General features: G+C 59.8%; 15 protein-coding genes and 1 pseudogene. 10 read left to right on the top strand and 6 right to left on the bottom strand.

What is annotated here, in order from left to right; all coding sequences use genetic code 11:
- The first annotated feature begins 1 nt into the window (after window position 1).
- From ACZ9IM_RS17520 to ACZ9IM_RS17560, 9 genes and pseudogenes are all read left to right on the top strand, one after another.
- Window positions 2-1,846, top strand: coding sequence for an ABC transporter ATP-binding protein (locus ACZ9IM_RS17520; RefSeq protein ID WP_427625295.1), 1,845 nt, complete (start codon window positions 2-4; stop codon window positions 1,844-1,846).
- Complete coding sequence (locus ACZ9IM_RS17525) at window positions 1,843-2,151, top strand: (2Fe-2S)-binding protein (RefSeq protein ID WP_007904408.1); 309 nt, start codon at window positions 1,843-1,845, stop codon at window positions 2,149-2,151. Before ACZ9IM_RS17520 ends, ACZ9IM_RS17525 begins: the two co-directional genes overlap by 4 nt.
- On the top strand, window positions 2,133-3,509 hold the full coding sequence (locus ACZ9IM_RS17530) for an FAD/NAD(P)-dependent oxidoreductase (protein ID WP_476224561.1): 1,377 nt from the start codon (window positions 2,133-2,135) through the stop codon (window positions 3,507-3,509). Before ACZ9IM_RS17525 ends, ACZ9IM_RS17530 begins: the two co-directional genes overlap by 19 nt.
- Window positions 3,506-4,660 (top strand): NAD(P)/FAD-dependent oxidoreductase, encoded by a 1,155-nt coding sequence (locus ACZ9IM_RS17535; protein WP_476224562.1) that lies wholly within the window; start codon window positions 3,506-3,508, stop codon window positions 4,658-4,660. Before ACZ9IM_RS17530 ends, ACZ9IM_RS17535 begins: the two co-directional genes overlap by 4 nt.
- Window positions 4,657-5,814 (top strand): acetylornithine deacetylase, encoded by a 1,158-nt coding sequence (gene argE, locus ACZ9IM_RS17540; protein ID WP_427625300.1) that lies wholly within the window; start codon window positions 4,657-4,659, stop codon window positions 5,812-5,814. The genes ACZ9IM_RS17535 and argE overlap by 4 nt, the downstream gene beginning before the upstream one ends.
- A gap of 187 nt (window positions 5,815-6,001) precedes the next feature.
- Window positions 6,002-7,225, top strand: a pseudogene (locus ACZ9IM_RS17545) (nitrate- and nitrite sensing domain-containing protein); the annotation flags it as partial.
- Window positions 7,226-8,083 carry a methyl-accepting chemotaxis protein gene (locus tag ACZ9IM_RS17550; protein ID WP_476224647.1) on the top strand — a complete coding sequence of 286 codons (858 nt, stop codon included), beginning with the start codon at window positions 7,226-7,228 and terminating at the stop codon, window positions 8,081-8,083.
- A gap of 153 nt (window positions 8,084-8,236) precedes the next feature.
- Window positions 8,237-9,694 carry an NAD-dependent succinate-semialdehyde dehydrogenase gene (locus ACZ9IM_RS17555; protein WP_476224563.1) on the top strand — a complete coding sequence of 486 codons (1,458 nt, stop codon included), beginning with the start codon at window positions 8,237-8,239 and terminating at the stop codon, window positions 9,692-9,694.
- 41 nt (window positions 9,695-9,735) lie between these two features.
- Window positions 9,736-10,815, top strand: a complete 1,080-nt coding sequence (locus ACZ9IM_RS17560; protein ID WP_476224564.1) for a tartrate dehydrogenase — start codon at window positions 9,736-9,738, stop codon at window positions 10,813-10,815.
- A 429-nt stretch (window positions 10,816-11,244) separates the two neighbouring features.
- Here the strand turns inward: ACZ9IM_RS17560 and ACZ9IM_RS17565 are convergent, their stop codons facing one another.
- The 6 genes from ACZ9IM_RS17565 to ACZ9IM_RS17590 all read right to left on the bottom strand — a co-directional run bounded on the left by ACZ9IM_RS17565 (window position 11,245) and on the right by ACZ9IM_RS17590 (window position 17,422).
- Window positions 11,245-12,414, bottom strand: a complete 1,170-nt coding sequence (locus ACZ9IM_RS17565; protein WP_476224565.1) for an aminotransferase class V-fold PLP-dependent enzyme — start codon at window positions 12,412-12,414, stop codon at window positions 11,245-11,247.
- Between the two features lie 67 nt (window positions 12,415-12,481).
- Window positions 12,482-12,706: a twin-arginine translocase TatA/TatE family subunit gene (locus ACZ9IM_RS17570; protein ID WP_476224566.1), complete on the bottom strand. Its 225-nt coding sequence runs from the start codon at window positions 12,704-12,706 to the stop codon at window positions 12,482-12,484.
- Between the two features lie 82 nt (window positions 12,707-12,788).
- Window positions 12,789-13,496, bottom strand: coding sequence for a cupin domain-containing protein (locus ACZ9IM_RS17575; RefSeq protein WP_427625307.1), 708 nt, complete (start codon window positions 13,494-13,496; stop codon window positions 12,789-12,791).
- 57 nt (window positions 13,497-13,553) lie between these two features.
- A complete protein-coding gene (locus ACZ9IM_RS17580; RefSeq protein WP_476224567.1) occupies window positions 13,554-14,411 on the bottom strand; it encodes a GNAT family N-acetyltransferase in 858 nt (285 codons plus the stop codon).
- A gap of 336 nt (window positions 14,412-14,747) precedes the next feature.
- Entirely contained in the window at window positions 14,748-16,085 is a 1,338-nt protein-coding gene (locus ACZ9IM_RS17585; protein WP_476224568.1) for an OprD family porin, read from the bottom strand.
- A gap of 410 nt (window positions 16,086-16,495) precedes the next feature.
- Window positions 16,496-17,422, bottom strand: coding sequence for a 2-hydroxyacid dehydrogenase (locus tag ACZ9IM_RS17590; RefSeq protein WP_427625311.1), 927 nt, complete (start codon window positions 17,420-17,422; stop codon window positions 16,496-16,498).
- A gap of 287 nt (window positions 17,423-17,709) precedes the next feature.
- Between ACZ9IM_RS17590 and gabT the strand changes: the two genes are divergently transcribed.
- Window positions 17,710-19,002 (top strand): 4-aminobutyrate--2-oxoglutarate transaminase, encoded by a 1,293-nt coding sequence (gene gabT, locus ACZ9IM_RS17595; RefSeq protein WP_476224569.1) that lies wholly within the window; start codon window positions 17,710-17,712, stop codon window positions 19,000-19,002.
- Window positions 19,003-19,080 lie beyond the last annotated feature (78 nt).

Genomic DNA, 19,080 nt, shown 5'->3' on the forward strand with positions numbered 1-19,080 from the left:
AATGAGCGAATTGATTCGAGTCCAGGACCTGCGAGTAGTCGCCTGTGGCGAACTCGGCGAGGTGGAGATCGTCAAGGGCGTCAGCTTCTCCCTGCAAAAGGGTGAAGTGCTGGCATTGATCGGTGAGTCTGGTTCCGGCAAGACCACCATCGCCCTGGCATTGCTCGGTTATGCCCGGCGTGGTTGTCGGCTGGCAGGTGGCGTGGTGCAAATCGGCGAACACGACATGCTGGCGTTGAGCGAAAGCGAGCTGCAAGGCCTGCGCGGCAATCGGGTGTCGTACATCGCGCAAAGCGCTGCGGCAGCGTTCAACCCGGCGAAAAAACTCATCGACCAAGTGGTGGAGGGCGCGTTGATTCATGGTCTGGGCAGCCGGGCTGTGCTTGAGGCCAAGGCCATCGAGTTGTTCCGCGACCTGGCCCTGCCAGACCCCGATCGCATTGGCCAGCGCTACCCGCATCAGGTCTCCGGCGGGCAACTGCAACGGGTGATGGCGGCCATGGCACTGATCAGCGATCCACTGCTGGTGGTGCTCGACGAACCGACCACGGCACTCGATGTGACGACCCAGATCGACGTGCTGCGTGCCTTCAAACGGGTGGTGCGCGAACGTGGCGCGACGGCAGTCTATGTATCCCACGACCTCGCTGTGGTCGCGCAGATGGCTGATCAGATCGTGGTGCTCAATGGTGGCGAAATTTTCGAACAGAGTGCCACGGCGCCATTGCTCAAAGCCCCGGCCCACGAATACACCCGCAGCTTGCTGGCGGCAGCACGGCCGGACACCACGATCCGTCCACCCTGCGGTATCGCTGAAGACACGCCTTTACTGACTATCCAGGGCCTGACCGCCGGTTATGGCAACAAGAACGCGCAAGGCATGCCGGCCATTCGCGTGCTGGAAGACATCGACCTGACGGTTCGCAGAGGCCAGGCCATCGGCGTGATCGGTGAGTCGGGCTCTGGCAAGTCAACCCTGGCACGGGTGGTGGCCGGATTGTTGGAGCCCGCTCTCGGCGGCCTGACCTTCGATGGCCAACCCTTGGGTGGCAGCCTGTCGTCGCGCACCGACGAGCAGTTCCGACGCATTCAAATGGTCTTCCAGAATGCCGACACCGCACTCAACCCGATGCACAGTGTCAGCACCATTCTGAGTCGCCCGCTGAAGATGTACTTCGGCCTTAAGGGGGCCGCGCTGCGTGAACGTATCGGCGAGCTACTGGATCTGGTGCGCTTGCCGCGAACCATGGCTGAACGCCGCCCGAACGAACTCTCCGGCGGGCAAAAGCAACGGGTCAATCTGGCCCGGGCCCTGGCCGCCAAACCGGATCTGATTCTGTGCGATGAAGTGACCTCGGCGCTGGATACCGTGGTCGGTGCGGCGATTCTCGAACTGTTGCGCGACCTGCGTCAGCAACTGGGCGTGTCCTATCTGTTCATCAGCCATGACATCTCCACCGTGCGAGCGCTGTGCGACGACATTGTGGTGATGTACAGCGGCCACAAGATTCAGGCCGGCACTCGCCAGTCGTACGCTGAGGCGCCGTTCCATCCCTACACCGACCTGTTGATCCATTCGGTGCCGGAGTTGCGCCAGGGCTGGCTGGAAGGCTGTGGAACAACGACCTGCGGCACGCTGCCGCCCATTGGGGCAAAAGCCAATGTGCCTGGGCTGTGCACTTTCCTCAATCGTTGCCCGGTGCGGGTTGACGGCCTGTGCAATTGCGTCCCGCCGGACCGTCGGTTGATTGTTGGCGGCAGTGAAGTCCTTTGTCATCACGACAGTGCCGAGTTGCTGAAAACCCAGAAGGATTCCAACAGCATGAACGCAGGAGCCTATGCATGAACGGGCGTTTCGTAAGGCTGGCCGAACAGGGCCGGCCCACCATCAAACTGCAGGTAGACGGCAAGCCTATCGAGGCGCTGCAGGGCGATACGCTGATGGTCGCGTTGCTGACTCAGGGCTCGGCGTTGCGCCAATCGGAATTCGATTCGGGCCGGCGCGCCGGCTTCTGTCTGATGGGCGCGTGTCAGGACTGTTGGGTCTGGACCCGCAGCGGCGAGCGTCTGCGCGCCTGTTCCAATGAGGTCCGTGAAGGGCTGGATATTGTCACCACACAACCGGAGGCGATATGGCCACTGCGCGGATAGTCATTGTCGGTGCCGGGCCGGCCGGCATACGTTGTGCCGAAACCCTGGTCGCCGCTGGTTTCAAGCCCATCCTGATTGACGAGAATCGCCGGGATGGCGGGCAGATCTACCGTCGCCAGCCCGAAGGTTTTACCCGTGATTACGCCACCCTGTATGGCACCGAAGCCGCCAAGGCCAACGACCTGCACCAGAGCTTCGACCGCTTGCGCCGGCAGATCGACTATCGCCCGGACACGCTGGTATGGAACCTGACGCCGGGGCAATTGTGCTGTGTCAGCCAGGGCAAGCATTCGACAGTGGATTACGACGCGCTGATCCTGTGCACCGGCGCCACCGACCGTTTGATGCCGATCGAAGGCTGGCAATTGGCGGGCACTTACAGCCTCGGCGGGGCGCAGATCGCGCTCAAGTCCCAGGCCGTGTCCATCGGCCACCGCGTGGTGTTCATGGGCAGCGGGCCGTTGCTGTATTTGGTCGCCAGTCAATATGTGAAAGCCGGGGCCAAGGTCGCGGCGGTGCTCGACACCTCGCCATTGAGCAAGCGAATTGGCGCATTGCCCAAGCTGTTGGCACGCCCCGGATTGCTGTTCACCGGGATGAAACTGCTGGCGCAGCTCTATCGAGCGAAAATTCCGGTGCACCTGGGCATTTCGCCGCTTCAAGTGCTGGGTGATGCGGCCAACGGTGTCAGTGGCGTACGCGTGCGCACGGCGAGCGGTGAGACTTTGACGGTGGATTGCGATGCCGTGGCGCTGGGTTATCACTTGCGCCCGGAAACCCAACTGGCCGACCTGGCCGGTTGCCGTATGCGCTTTGACGAGGCTTCCAGCCAATGGTGGCTGGCCGTCGATGAAGACGGTCGGACCTCGGTCAGCGGTGTATATGCCGCCGGCGACGGTTCGAAAATTCGCGGTGCCGATGCCGCCGAGCACGCCGGAAGACTAGTGGCCATGGCGCTGCTGGAGGATCTTCAGCAACCGTTGAACATCGGGTTGCGCGACGAACAACGGCACGCGCTGGCGGTAATGGATCAGTTTCGTCTCGGCCTGGCCCAAGCGTTTCCCTGGCCGGCGGCGCAAGCCAAAGCGTTGCCGGACACGGCCATCGTCTGCCGCTGCGAAATGATCAGCGCGGGCGAATTGCGTGCCGTGGTCCGGGAAAAAGGCGCTTGTGAAGTCAACCGGGCCAAGGCGTTCAGCCGGGTCGGCATGGGCCGCTGCCAGGGGCGTTATTGCTCCCAGGCCGGGGCTGAAGTGATTGCCGCGGCCGCCGGCGTTTGCGTGGAACAGGTCGGTCGTCAGCGCGGTCAGGCACCGGTCAAACCCCTTTCGATGCTCACCGAGGAGGTGTCGTCATGACGCTACACAAAGCCGATGTCGTGATTGTCGGCGGCGGCCTGATGGGCTCGGCGGCGGCGTTTTTCCTGCGCCAGCGCGGGCAGTCGGTGATTCTGCTGGAACGCGACCAGATCGGTCAGTACGCCAGCGGCGTGAATTTCGGCAACGTGCGGCGCCAGGGGCGTTACCTCGGGCAGCTGGAATTGGCCAACCGCTCCTGGGCGCTGTGGAAGCGACTGCCGGAGCTGATCGACGATGACCTCGAATTCATCGCCAGCGGCCATATGCGGGTGTGTTACCGCGAAGACGAGATCGCCGAGCTGCAAGCCTATGCCGACGCCCCTGAGGCGGAGCAGCTGGACTTGAAAATCTTTCGTGGCGACGAGTTGCACAAGCGTTTTCCGTTCCTCGGCCCTGATGTGAAGGGCGGTTCTTATGCGCCCCACGATGGCCATGCGAACCCGCGTCTGGCGGCCCCGGCGTTTGCCCGGGCAGCACGACGCCTTGGCGCGCGGATTGAAGAGCGTACTGAAGTGGCCGAGGTGCAGAAGGTCGGCGGCGAGTTCAGCATCAGCACCACCGACGGCCGTCAGTTCAGCGCCGAGCGCCTGCTGATTACTGCCGGCGCCTGGGGGCAAAAGCTTTCTGCGCAGTTTGGCGAACCCGTGCCATTGGAAACCCATGGCCCGCAAATGGCCGTGACCGAACCGGTGCCGTACGCCTTGCCGACGGTGATCGGCGTGTACACCAAAATCCCCGAGGAAGTGATCTATTTCCGCCAGATACCCCGCGGCAACATCATCATTGGTGGCGGCTATCGCAGCGAACCGGACATGCTCAACCGCCGGGCCTATGTCGAGCCGCGCAGCATTCTCAATCAAATGGATCAGATGCGTCGGCTGCTGCCGGGTGTCGGTAACCTGAACATCATCCGCGTGTGGAGCGGCATCGAGGGCTACCTGCCCGATTCCCTGCCCGTGATGGGGCCAAGCGGTACGGTTGATGGTTTGTTCTATGCCTTCGGTTTCTCCGGCCATGGCTTCCAGCTCGGTCCGGGCGTGGGCGACGTGATGGCCGAACTGATCAGCACCGGCAGCACCAGCACTTCGATTCTACCGTTCTCCATCAACCGGTTCGCTTCTTCAGCCGAGCAACGGAGCAAGGCCTCATGAAAGCCCGCGTACTGGATATTCTCAAACGGCTGATGGCCTTCGACACCGTGTCGTCGGAGTCGAACATGGCCTTGATCGAGTACGTGCGCGATCTGCTGCTGAGCAAGGGCATCGAGTCGTTGATCGTCAAGGATTGCACCGGTAAAAAAGCCAACCTGTTCGCCAGTACCGGTCCAAGGGAAGTGCCGGGGATTTTGCTGTCCGGGCACACCGACGTGGTTCCCGCAGCGGGACAGGCCTGGACCTTCCCGGCGTTTCAGGCGACGGTGCAAGACGGGCGGATTTACGGGCGTGGCAGTTGCGATATGAAGGGCTTTATCGCGCTGGCGATCGACGCCATGCTCGATGCCGCCGACCATTCATTGAACCGGCCATTGCAACTGGCACTGTCCCATGATGAAGAGATCGGTTGCGTCGGTGTGCGGCGTTTACTGGATGTGTTGCACCTGGCGCCGGTGCGGCCGTTTTTGTGCGTGATCGGTGAGCCGACCAACATGCAGTTCGTGCTCGGGCACAAGGGTAAGGGTTCTTACCGTACTTACTGTCGCGGTCTGGAGGCTCATTCATCGCTGGCGCCGCGCTCGGTCAATGCGATTCACGTGGCTTGCGATTTCATCGCTGCACTGCGTCAGAGCCAGCAGCAACTGCAAGAGCAGGGCGCCCAGGATGTGGATTACGACGTGCCCTTCAGTACCGTGCATGTCGGGCAGATTGTCGGCGGCAAGGCGCTGAACATCGTGCCGAACCTGTGCACCCTGGATTTCGAAGTGCGTAACTTGCCGGCGGACGATCTGGATCAGTTTCTGGAGCAGATGCGCGAGCGGGCTGAAGTGATCGTGCGCGAAGCTAAAAAGTTGTCCAGTGTGGCGGATATCGAAATTGAAACGCTGAACGTCTATCCCGGTCTCGATACCCACCCGAGTGTCGAGGCGGTGCGTTTTCTGAAGAACTTCGCTGCACCGGATACCGGCACCGCCAAGGTCTCCTTCGGCACCGAGGGCGGGTTGTTCAAACAACGGCTGGATGTGCCGGTGGTGGTCTGTGGCCCAGGCTCGATAGAACAGGCGCACAAGCCTGACGAGTTCATCGAGATCAGCCAGATGGACGCCGGGGAGCACTTCCTGCAAGGGTTGTTGGGCTCGATGCGGGTTTAGAGTTCTGTTTGCCTATGCCGAACACTTGCACACCACGCTTGTGTCTCGGTTATGGCATGACGCCCGAGCTTGAGTTCACCCCTTCAATGTAGCTGACAGTGTGGGAAGTGCTGAGAAAGACTTCCCAGGCCTGGCTGCGCCTATTCAGAAAACCGCTAGCCACTCGCAACCCTTCTGGAGTTCCCCCATGAAAGTGCTTGAGCGCCTGTCATTCTCTGGCAAATTCGTCTTGCTCGGCTTGCTAGCCGTAACCCTGATTGCCATTCCAACCAGCCTCTACGTGCTCGGCGCCTATCAGAATAGCTCCCAGACAAACCAGGAGCTTCGCGGCATCCGGCCGGTGCAGGCATTGCTCCAGCTGATCCACTTGACGCAGCAACATCGCGATTTGTCATCCGTCGTGCTGGGCGGTAACCGGACTTTCCACGAGGTTCGTTTGAACAAGCAGGCCGAGGTGGATCAAGCCTTCGAGGCAACCGAGCGCGTGTTACAGGAGGCCAAGGTCAGCCCCGACATCCTGGCTGCCTGGGGGCGGGCGCAGCAACAATGGCGCGAGCTGGCCGGCGAAGTGGGCCAGACCACAATCAAAGGTTCGCAGAGTCTGACCCGGCATAGCCAGTTGATCGCAGCCTATCTGCTGATCGAGGACGCAATGCTCGATCACTTCAAACTGTCCCTTGATCCAGTGTTAGGGACGTACTCTCTGATGGCGGGCGCCTTGATCGAGTTACCGCAAGCCACCGAGTTGTTGGGTCAGTTGCGTGGTGCCGGCGGCCTGTATCTGGCGCAGGGTCGGATCCTGCCTGAGCAACAAGGTGCGCTGCGTGGCTTGGCCACCCAGGCGCTGAGCAGCGTTGACAAGGCGGCACGTGCCTTGACCAAGGCGAGTGCCGTCGAGCCGGAACTCAAGGCTCTGCTGGAAGCGCCGCTAACGGCACTAGGTCCGCAAATCCGGCAGGCGCTTGAACTCAGCAATGCGAGATTGGTGTCGGCCGTCGAAATGGACATGGATTTTGCGCCCGGCGCAAGCCCCGCAGGAAATAACGAGCCTACCGATGCCTTGTACGCGCTTAAGCTCAATTACCCGGTCGGCGACTACCTGACTGCTTACAACAAGCCGGTTGATGCCTTGTATGCCCTTGGCCACTCAGCGCTGACGGCGCTCGATGAAGCGCTGATGAAACGCCGCGACCGTGATCGGGAGAGACTTATCCTGATGTCTGCAGGTTTACTGGCGCTGCTGTTAGCTGGCGGGACTTTGGCCACCTTGATCGTGCTGCGCCTGCTTGAACAGTTGGCGACTGCCATGGCGGCAGCCGAGCGTATCGCCAAAGGTGACCTGACCCAATCACTGGATGTCGTTGGCAAGGATGAGGCGGCGCGCCTGCTGCAGGCGCTTGAGCGCATGCGGATGAACCTGCGCAGTACCGTCAGGCAGGTATTGAGTTCTTCCGAGCGACTGGCCACGACCTCCGCTCAGTTGAGTGCCGTGACCGATGACGCCACCCGTGGCGTGCGACGCCAGAGCACCGAACTCGATCAGGCGGCCAGTGCCGTGACCCAAATGACTGGCGCGATCGAAGACGTGGCGCGCAACGCCGCCTGGGCCTCAGAGGTTTCCCAGGCAGCAGACCAGCGCTCGCGTCAGGGGCAGGAGAGCGTCTGCCGTACCGTCGGTGCCATCGAATCGTTGACCGAGGATATCGAGGATACCGCGGGGGCCTTGCAGGCCCTGGCAGGCCAGATAGGTGACATTGGCTCGGTGTTGGATGTGATTCGCGGCGTTGCCGAGCAAACGAACCTGCTGGCCTTGAATGCGGCGATCGAGGCGGCTCGCGCGGGCGAAAGCGGTCGGGGCTTCGCCGTGGTGGCCGACGAGGTCCGGGCCTTGGCGCAACGAACCCAGGAATCGACCAAACAGATCGAGACGATCATCGGTTCGGTGCAAAAAAGCAGTCACGGCACCTTGCGAGCCATGCAAAGCAGTAACGTTAAAACCCGGGAAGCCCTGGAGGTCGCCCGTGCGGCAGGTGCAGTACTGAATGCCATCGTCGACGACATCGCGCAGATCAATGAACGCAATCTGTGTATTGCAAGTGCCACCGAAGAGCAATCCCAGGTTGCCCGTGAGGTGGACCGCAACTTGCTCAATATCCGTGATGTTTCCCAACAGGCTTCGGCCGGAGCCAATCAGAGCCAGGCTTCTAGCCGGGAACTCGCAGGCCTGGCCAGCGAGTTGAATAGCATGGTCAAGCATTTTATCGTCTGACCGAGCTCGTCGTGTTCGATCATCACAAACCAACGGTAGAGCCTGCTGTCGAATGCTGATTTTCAGCATTCAAGGCTGCAGGGGCGGCGCTTTCAGCATCCTCGTCTGTGACGACCCAATAGACTGAAGGCTGTCTCGGAACAGGACTCGACCATGCTCAAGAATCGCCTGAAAGACCCCAGCCTGCTGGTAGAACTCGCTTACATCGACGGTCAGTGGATCAGCGCCGACAACGCCGCCACCCTTGACGTCATCGACCCGGCCAGCGGCCAGTTGCTCGCTCGTGTACCCGCGATGCAAGGCAGCGAAACCCGACGTGCCATCGAAGCCGCCGAAAGCGCCTGGCCGGCTTGGCGCGCACGCCCGGCGGCGGAACGGGCAGCGCTGCTTGAGCGCTGGTATCAGGCCATGATCGATAACCTCGACGACCTGGCACTGATCATGACCTGCGAACAGGGCAAACCGCTGAATGAAGCCAAGGGCGAAATTCGCTACGGTGCCGGCTTCGTCAAATGGTTCGCCGAAGAAGCCCGACGGGTCTACGGCGAAACCATACCGGCACCCAGCGGCGATCGCCGCTTGCTCACGCTCAAGCAGCCGGTCGGGGTCTGCGCCGCCATCACGCCGTGGAACTTCCCCAATGCGATGATCACCCGCAAGTGCGCGCCGGCTCTGGCCGCCGGGTGTACGATCATTGTCAAACCCTCGGACCTGACGCCGCTGTCGGCCCTGGCGCTGGCCGTACTCGCCGAACGGGTCGGCATTCCGTCCGGCGTGTTCAACGTAGTGACCGGCATGCCCGCCGGCATCGGCGAAGAACTGACCGGCAACCCGACGGTACGCAAAATCTCCTTCACCGGATCCACCGCTGTCGGTCGGCTGCTGATGCGTCAGAGCGCCGAACACATCAAGCGCTTGAGCCTGGAGTTGGGTGGCAACGCACCGTTCATTGTGTTCGACGACGCTGACCTTGAGCAGGCAGTGGCCGGCATCATGCTCAGCAAGTTTCGCAACGCCGGACAAACCTGTGTCTGTGCCAATCGGATTCTGGTGCAGGACGGTATTTACGAACGCTTCGCCCGGCGCCTGGTAGAAGAGGTGGGCAAGCTCAAGGTCGGCAACGGCCTGGACGCCGACGTCAGCATCGGCCCGCTGATCAATGCGGCAGCGGTGAGCAAGGTCGCCCGGCACATCGACGATGCCTTGAGCCTGGGCGCGCGTTTGCTCTGTGGCGGCATCCCCGACGGCGACAGCCAGTTCGTCCAGCCGACGGTGCTCGGTGACGCCCATGCCGGGATGTTGCTGGCCAACGAAGAAACCTTCGGCCCGGTTGCACCGCTGATGCGCTTTACCACGGAGGAAGAGGCACTGACCTTGGCCAATGCCACACCTTATGGCTTGGGCGCCTATTTCTTCACCCAGGACTTGCGCCGTTCATGGCGGTTCGGCGAGGCGCTGGAGTTCGGCATGATCGGTCTCAATACCGGGCTCATTTCCATGGAGGTCGCCCCCTTCGGCGGTATCAAACAATCGGGTCTGGGTCGTGAAGGCAGCAAGTACGGCCTGGATGAATACCTTGAAGTCAAAGCCTTCCACATCGGTGGGTTGTGATCCGGACACCGTTTGAACAGGACATTGAGGAGCCACGATTGATGAGTAAAACATTTAGAATCGCCGCGATTGCCGGCGATGGTATCGGCAAGGAAGTCTTGCCTGAAGGGCTGCGGGTACTGGAGCAGGCCGCGAAGAAGTGGCAACTGGAATTGAGCATCGAGGTGCTCGACTGGGCTCACTGCGATTACTACCTGGAACACGGGCAGATGATGCCCGATGACTGGTTCGAACAACTCAAGGGCTTCGACGCGATTTACTTTGGCGCAGTAGGCTGGCCGGATAAAGTGCCGGATCACATTTCCCTTTGGGGTTCGCTGCTGAAGTTTCGCCGTGACTTCGACCAATACGTGAACATCCGTCCTGTGCGGCTGTTTCCCGGCGTGCCGTGTCCGCTGGCCGGACGCGAAGCGGGGGACATCGATTTCGTGGTGATCCGCGAGAACACCGAAGGCGAGTATTCCTCGGTTGGCGGCAAGATGTTCGAAGGCACCGAGCATGAGTTCGTGCTGCAAGAGTCGGTGTTCACCCGGCGCGGCGTGGACCGGATTCTCAAGTTCGCTTTCGACCTGGCCCAGACCCGGCCGCGCAAGCGCCTGACGGCGGCAACCAAATCCAACGGGATTTCCATCAGCATGCCGTACTGGGACGAGCGCACGGCATTGATGGCTGCAAAGTACCCGGACGTCACTTGGGACAAGCAACACATCGACATTCTGTGCGCGCGGTTTGTGCTGCAGCCGGATCGTTTCGATGTGGTGGTGGCGTCGAATTTGTTCGGCGACATTCTGTCCGACCTGGGGCCGGCCTGCGCCGGTACCATCGGCATCGCGCCTTCGGCCAACCTCGATCCAGAGCGCCGTTTTCCGTCGCTGTTCGAACCGGTCCACGGCTCGGCCCCGGATATCTATGGGCAGAACATCGCCAACCCGGTTGCGATGATCTGGTCCGGTGCGCTGATGCTGGACTTCCTGGGCAATGGCGATGAGCGTTATCGCGCAGCCCACGACGGAATTCTGCAGGCGATCGAGCAGGTCATCGCCCAAGGACCGATCACTCCCGATCTGGGAGGACAGGGCTCGACCCAGGATGTCGGTATGGCGATCGCCGCATTGCTTTGAGCCGAGGCAACAACTGCTCAGCAGGAAGCTTTATCCATTCTTGTGTCTCACCCTTTTAGCCCGTCTCACTGCGGGCTTTTTTTTGTCGCGCGTAAAACCCCCTCTGATAGTCTCTGCTCATTGTGGCCTGCTGGGCGTCTGCGCAGGTGAAACCGTTGCGAACGGCTCTTTCCGGTGTTGCGAAGGATCAGCGAAGAGGAATCAAAGGAATGTGGAGGAAGTTGCGCGAGGGCGTCTTGCCCGGAATGATCTCAACTGGTTAGTTGATGTACCCAGGTACCCAGGTACTCCGATGAGGCGGGTAGCTGGGTTATACCTGGCTCAATGCTTTGGCTTTCTCTTCATGCAACGTCTCGACAAGGTCCTGGCGGAGTTGGAAGGAGATGAAAGCATTGAGCGCAAGGCAATGTCGTTGATGGGGTGGGCGGGCTAGCTGCTTGCAACCACTTGCCGTAGTGCCTCGACGAAGCGGCACAGATCGCTCTTCTGCGTGTAGATGCTCGGCGACACCCGAAGTCCGCTTATGTGCCTGATCTGGCGGAACTTGACATGCACCTTGTGGGTGTTTCGAAGTTCCTGCTCAACCCATCGAGCATCGCATTGATCGATAGAGAACAGGCTTACTGCGCCCAGCTCAACGGTATCAAGTGGCGTGTGGAGCCTGAAACCGGGAATGTCTTTGGCGAGGTCAACCCAGTAGCGGGTCAGCTCCTGTAGACGCGCGTGAATGGCTCGCGTGCCGATTTGCGCATGGAAACGGATAGCCGGAGCAATGCCCGCTTGTATCGCCGAGTTGTAGGTGCCGAGATTCCAGTGGTCGAACTTGTCGATCTGGAGCGGCGGAGGATCGAAAGGCCCCAGCAACGGCCAGGTGCTGTCGATTCGCTCGCGCCTGACAATGAGCATGCCATTGCCGACCGGTGCACCGAGCCATTTGTGGAGGCTGGTGACGAAGTAGTCGCAATCCAGTTCGCGGAAGCTGAGCGGCATCTGCGCAAACGTCTGGGCACCGTCCACCACCGTGATAATCGCTTGCGCCCGGGCTAGCGCACAGATGCGTTTTACCGGTAGGACCCGCCCGGTCCAGTGCAGCATGTGGGTCAGCTGGATCACCCGGGTACGCTGGGTAATTGCCTGCGCATAAGCTTGCACGATGACATTCTCATCGTCCATCAGGTCAAAGTCGACGGTCACCACTTCGATACCTTCGCGCTCCTGACGCTGCAACCATCCGGAAATTACGCTCGGATAGTCCCACAGTGAGACCAGTACCTGGTCACCGGCCTTTAATGGAATGCCGAAGATGGCTGTCGACAAGCCTTCGGATGAGTTGCGGTTCAGGGCAATCTCATCGGGATCGCAATCAGCCATGTCAGCCAACTGTTGTTTGATCGCAGGAAGCTCTGCATCGAGCTTGCTCCACATATTGACGTCCGGGTTCTGGCTGATCAGCCGATAGGCATCGATCACAGCCTGCTCTACTACCAATGGCGGCGGACTCACGGCCGCGTTGTTCAGGTTCAACAGGGGGCGCTGCTCTGGATAAGCTGCGCACACGCGCTCCCAGAATGCTTCCCCAGCGACGGACTTGTCGGACATCAGCTGCATTTCCATTCCCGTTTCTCACCTCTGTTTGAATTGTTGACTGGAGCTTGGGCACTAGGGTTTAGTATTTTTTTACCGGGTCATCGAACGTGCGTGACTGAGCGTCAATGGGCGGGTCCCTGTGCTCCTCAGTGACTGGATTTTCATCGCCCAGGGATTTGCGGAACCCTCTGATCGTGTCCCCGATATCCGCCCCCAGGCCTTTCAGGCGCCTGGTTCCGAACAGCATCACCACGATCAACAGGATGATCAGGAGTTTTCCGGTACTGAAGCCGCCTAATCCCATTGTCTGTACTCCGCAAGGATTGATCGGTTTTGTGTGGGGCCGGCGGAGGAAAATTCATCCGCCGGCGTTAATGCGGATCGAATTATTTGACGACGTAAAACTTGCGCACATACACGCTGCTATTCCAGGCACAGGGGGCACCTCGAGGCACGAACACCGTATCGCCAGTGTTGACCGTCAGATGGGTCCCATCCGCAATCTGGAGGGTGACGCTGCCTTCGAGCAGGTGCATCAGTTCATGCAGCATGTGCGGTCTCGCCCTGCGGGTATAGGGTGTCGAGTCCCAGACGCCGATGCGCAGGTTGGTCGCTTCTTCGACAAACACATTGTGCGAGCGACATTGCGGTGCCGGGCTTAGCAGAATTTCTGCATCCGGTGCTGCCGAGGGAGAGAGCAGGGTTAAGGGGGGGAGAGGTGTTAGTCCGGGATTGCAGGCATCAACGGGCTGTGTATCGGCGCAGAATGCCCAGAAAGAGTCGGGTTGCGCCTCGATCTGTAGCGATGTGCCACGGGCGATCACCGCGCTGTCACCGGGATTCAGTTGGAGCGAGCGATCCTGGCTCTGCAGCGTGACTTGCCCTGCGTGCACCACGATCATTTCGCTGTAGGGATAGTCATCGACGCTGAATTGTCCGCTTGCCAGGACTACGCCTGCGGCGATGTCATCCGGCCCGACATGAGCGATCTGCCTGTCGAAAGGATCGTTAGCGCCCAACGAACCGGGAGTAAATTTTGTTAGAACAGGACTGCCGTCGGCGTGTGCCAACAGCACTGCAGTGGGCTCTAGCATGAAGGTGTTTCTCCAGGAAAATGCAGCGTGTAGCGTTGGATGTAACGGTGGGGTTTGTCAGCCGATGGCCTGAGTCACCAGGGCAAACTGGTGCACTGCGCCGATCGCCTGCGGTGGGGTACCGCGAGCCATTTGTGCGACGGTGTCGACGTGCTTCAGCCCGGCCTCTTCCAGCCAAGGGGCCAGACCGCTGTCGGACGGTATATCCATGCGTACGAAGGCGTCCGGCACTTGGGCCAACAACACCGCGATCAAGTGCTTGGCCTGCTCTGGATTTTCTGCGATGACCGGGCCGATACAGCGACCACGGCCGAATGGGCGCAGCAGGGCGAAAGCGCGCAGTTGACCATCACGCTCGATACCGACCGAGTGTTCGACAATATCGAACAGATCCTTGAGCACGGCGTCTCGGTCCAGGCCGCTGCCGGCGTTGGCCAGTTCAATCTGGACGCTCCGATCGGCTTCGGTCAGCGGGCGGCAGCGCTCACCGGCTGGCAAATCATTTGGTACTGGGGACAGCGCATGCCCCTGATGTTGTTGAATATGCCCAAAGTCAACGAACCCCTGGCTGGCATAAAGCGGGGCACCGGCCAGCGTCGCATTGAGTATGGCGGTGCGCGATCCGCAAGCCTCAAGTGCCAGTTCCATCAGCTTGCGACCTATACCCTGGCCCTGGTACTCATCGCTGACGATCACCAGGCCGATAGTGGCGTAATGTCCCTGCGCACAGGTGAACGCAGTACCGATCAGGCGGCCTTCGTCTTCCACGACAAAACCTTGCGCGATGCGCTGCAACATGGCCCATTCTTCCAGGCGGTGAGGCCACTTCAACTGTACGGACAAGGCGTGGGCCGCCTCCACATCGGCCGAGGTCATGGGGCGATAGGTATAAGCAGGTCGTTGCGAAATGGACATGACAGGTCTCCAGTGACAGGGAGCGTAATCGGTCGGATTTCTCCGCGGAAAGTATTGGTATCTCACCTGCGGCGAAGCCTGACAAGAGGTCCCTATTGATTCGGTAGATTCTTAAAGCGACAGCTCTGTAGGCCACATTTACTGCTCAAATGAGAAGCAGGATCGGCAGCAAATACTGGATCGACTTTCAGGATGCAGGCCAAAGCAAATGCACTTCTGATGGGGAGATTGCTTAAAAAAAAGGCGCCCGGATGGGCGCCTCAAGGCTAAGGGAGCGAGGAGCAGACCTTCAATTAAACCGGCCGGTCCACAGGTAAAACCGGCCAGGGCCAAACGTTACAGAATGCTCAGCGGATACTCGATGATCAGGCGGACCTCGTCGATATCGCTCTCGAACGAGGTTGCGCGGTGTGTAGCCTGGCGCAGACGGAAGGACAGGTCCTTGGTGGCCCCTTCCTGGACCACGTATTTTGCTTCCAGGTCACGCTCCCACTCCTTCTGGTCGTCACCCACCTTGTTGGCATAGGCACCGTTCGGATCGGCCTTGGTGCCATCGATTTGATCACCTTTGACATAGCGGGCCATGAAGCTCAGCCCCGGTATGCCGAACGTAGCCATATTCAGGTCATAACGAGCCTGGATGGAGCGCTCGTTGGGGGCGTTGAAGTCGGAGTACTGAATCGAGTTGGCCAGCCAGATCGAGTCCACGCCTATGTAGTCGAAGTACTCGTCGCCATCGATCTTCTGATAAGCCAGGGTGACCTTATGGGCACCGAACGAATAGGCCGCCTTCGCCGACCAGCTCGTGGTGTCCAGCTTGCCGGCACGCGCATCGCCTTGATCCTCGGTCTTATAGACCGTCAAACCAAAATTCAGCGATTGCTGGTCAGCTAGCGGAATCGTATAAGAGGCACTGCCGAAGTGCTGACGCCAGACATTGACGGCCTCACTGGTGTACGCCATCAGGCTGAGGTTGTTGACTTTATAGGTGCCGCCAATGAAGTCGACACTGTCAGCTTCGGTCCCCCCGTATGTGGTGAACAACCCGTCATCGGAGTTGGTCGAGGCTCGATTGTTGAACGCTGTGAAGTGGCCAGCCTCAAAGGAAAACGCGTCGAGCTCTTTGCTCGACAGTTGGAAGCCGGTAGCTGTTTCCGGCAGCAAGCGGTTGTCGCCGGTGGCGAATACCGGAGCGGTGGGGCGTTGTTCACCGTACTTCAGCACTGTAGAGGAAATGCGCATCTTCACTGCACCGCCGATCTCGCCGTAGCTATCCGGCACTTCAGCTTCGGCGGTGCGGTTGTTGCTGATCGGCAGCAGGCCGTTGCCGGCCCGGCCGCGGCCGGTGTCCAGCTTGACCCCACCGTAGGCGAAGGCATCGGTGCCGAAACCGATGGTGCCCTGGGTGAAACCGGAGGCGAAGTTGAGCATGGCCCCTTGTGCCCATTCCTCCCGATAGCCATTGCGCTCGCTGGCCGGCTTGGAGCCGTTGGTACCTTGGCTATTGCTGCCGCCATTACGGAAGTCGCGATTCATATAGAAATTACGATTGAGCAACCCGAGGCTGCTGTCTTCAATGAAACCATCGGCTTCTTGTTGCTGACCAGCTATTGCCAGTTGCGTGGTGGCGGCAATGACAGTCAAGGAGAGAGAGCTTAGTTTTGCGATGTTCATCGCTTACTCCATTAGTTCTTATTAGTGTTCGTTGCCTGCACGGCAAGCAACGCTCTTACGACGGCTCAGGTAAACCTCTGCGAAGTAAACTCGGGAGAGCCCTGTCGATCAGCGCCTTGCAGTGGACTTGACCAGCAGCCGGGCTCCGCAGCGGAGGCTGTATCGCAGTTACGGCGAGACCTGACAATGGGGTGCAGTCAATTCGGTAGATTGCATAAGTTGCGGCTTGACGGGCCGCAATTACTACTCAAGCGAGGGGGGAGATCAGCAGCAAATGTCGGCTTGTTTTTTTTGGGGGGGGGATGCGCAGAAACAGCAAACGGGATGAACAACAGGTCTGTTTTGTATAACGCCAGATTTGCCTCGCAGAAGTAAAAAAATCTGGCGCCGGTTGGGTTGGTAGTCGTTGGTCAGTAACTTCGCTCGCGGTCAACCTGGCCAAGCATTGCCTCACCACGTTGATGACGGCGGATATTCTCCAGCAACACGCTAAACGCACTTTCCGGTTGGGTCATCGCAGCGATATGCGGTGTCAGCAATATCTGCGGATGGTGCCAGAAGGGATGGTCCGGCGCCGCCGGCTCCTGTTCCAGCACGTCTAGCACCGCCGCGCTGATCTGACCGCTGGCCAGGGCTTCAAGCAGATCCTCTTCTACCAGATGCCCACCCCTGCCCATGTTGATCAAGGCAGCGCCTTTGGGCAGGTACTGGAATAACTGACGGTTGAGAATCCCTTTAGTCTGCTCGGTCAATGGCAGGACACAAAGCACGATGTCGCACTGGCCGAGGAAGGCTGGAAGTTGCTCGGCACCCGCAAAGCAGTCCACCCCGGCAATGTGATGCTCGCTGCGTGCCCAGCCCGACAAGGCAAAGCCAAAAGGCTGCAAGGTGGCCAGAATCTGTTGAGCCTGCGTACCGAGGCCCATAACACCTACCCGACGTTTAGTTGCCGGCTGTAGCAAGTGAGCCTGCCAGCACCGAGCCATTTGTTGCTGACGATAACGGAGCATATCCCGATGCAGGCTGAGCACCGCAAAACTGGCGTACTCGCACATGCCCCGGGTGATGCTTGGGTCGAGTAACCGGACCACCGGCAGGCTCGTGGGCAAGCGGTCAAGGTCAAGCTGATCGACCCCGGCTGACAAGGCGAACAGTACCTGCAAGTTTGGCAACAAGGTGTCGAGATCGTCCGGCGCCTGCCAGGCCGCCAGGTAGCGAATATCCTTCGGATCGCCGATGTCCGGCCAGGCACGCCATTCGATATCCGGAGCGTGCTCAGCGAATAGACGCTTCCATTGTTCGCCGCGCACCGGGTCAGCTTTATAGAGCAGGGCCATGGGTAACTTCTCGCATTAGATAATGAGTATCCAGCATGCCCGAGTGGCAGAGCAGGATATGTCGAAAGAATCTGCTTAAACGCATAACGTTGCCTTGTATGGCGCGCATGTCGGCAGATTCCATGGGGCTGGCTACAGCTGAAGGATTCTGCTGTTTACGGGGGTGAAAACAGTCGATCCGAATTTCTCAGAGGCCAAGTTCGGCTTAGACAATTGCGTCGAAAGCTTAACCTGTGAACCACATCGCAGCCGCTTCCCGGCTGCCAGGCCCACTATGAGAGATGCCAATGAACAGTAAAGTCGAAGAAACCCCGAGTTTGCTCCGTCAACGTGATCAATTCGTGCCACGGGGTTTGGTTACGGCACACCCGCTGGTCATCGACCGGGCCCAGGGTTCCGAGGTATGGGACGTGGATGGGGCGCGTTACCTGGACTTCGTCGGTGGCATCGGCGTGTTGAACATCGGTCACAATCACCCGAAGGTGGTCGCGGCGGTACAAGCCCAATTGCAAAAGGTCAGCCATGCTTGCTTCCAGGTAGTGGCCTACAAACCTTATCTCGACCTGGTCCAGCGTTTGTGCGAGTTGGTCGGTGGTCGTGAAGCCTACAAAGCGGCGCTGTTTACCTCCGGTGCGGAGGCTGTGGAGAACGCGGTGAAGATCGCTCGCGCACATACCAATCGCCCAGCGGTCATCTCCTTTCGTGGCGGTTTCCATGGACGCACGTTGCTCGGCACGACCTTGACCGGCATGAGCCAACCCTACAAGCAGAACTTCGGGCCCTTCGCTCCTGAGGTCTTTCATACCCCGTACCCTAACGCCTATCGCGGTTTTACCAGCGAGATGGCCCTGCAAGCCCTGAATGAATTGCTGGCGACCCAAGTCCCTGTGGACCGAGTGGCAGCGATCATCATTGAACCGGTGCAGGGCGATGGAGGCTTCCTCTCCGCGCCGCCGGAGTTTCTCCAGGCGCTGCGGGCTCTGACCGAACAACATGGCATCGTGCTCATTCTCGATGAAATTCAGACCGGCTTCGGCCGCACCGGCAAATGGTTCGGTTTCCAGCACGCAGGCATCCAGCCGGACCTGGTCACCGTCGCCAAGAGCCTGGCCGGTGGCTTGCCGATCTCGGGCGTGGTGGGTCGTGCGCACATCATGGACGCGCCATTACCCGGCGGTCTCGGCGGTACTTACGGTGGTAATGCCCTGGCTTGCGCCGCAGCGTTGGCAGTGATCGAAACCTACGAACAAGAGCAGTTGCTCGCGCGCGGTGAAGTATTGGGCGAGCGCTTGCGCCAGGGCCTGCTGCGCCTGCAGGCACGTCACCCTCGGATTGGTGACGTACGCGGCACCGGCTTCATGTTGGCGATCGAACTGATCAAAGACGATGAGGCCCGAAGCCCCGATGCCGAGCTCACCCAACAACTTATCGATCAGGCCAGGGTTGGCGGGCTGTTGGTGATCAAGTGCGGCGTGTACCGTAATGTGCTGCGCTTCCTTGCGCCTCTGGTCACCGAAGAGGAACAGATCGACGAAGCGCTGACGATTCTTGAGGCGGCATTGTTACGCGTGTTGAATTAATCTCAGGCTTCGGTTGGCGCAACGTAGCACTGCGCCAACCGGGGCATTTGGAACGCATGGATTGATGAAATGCATCAT

The organism is Pseudomonas sp. TE12508 (assembly GCF_056279485.1).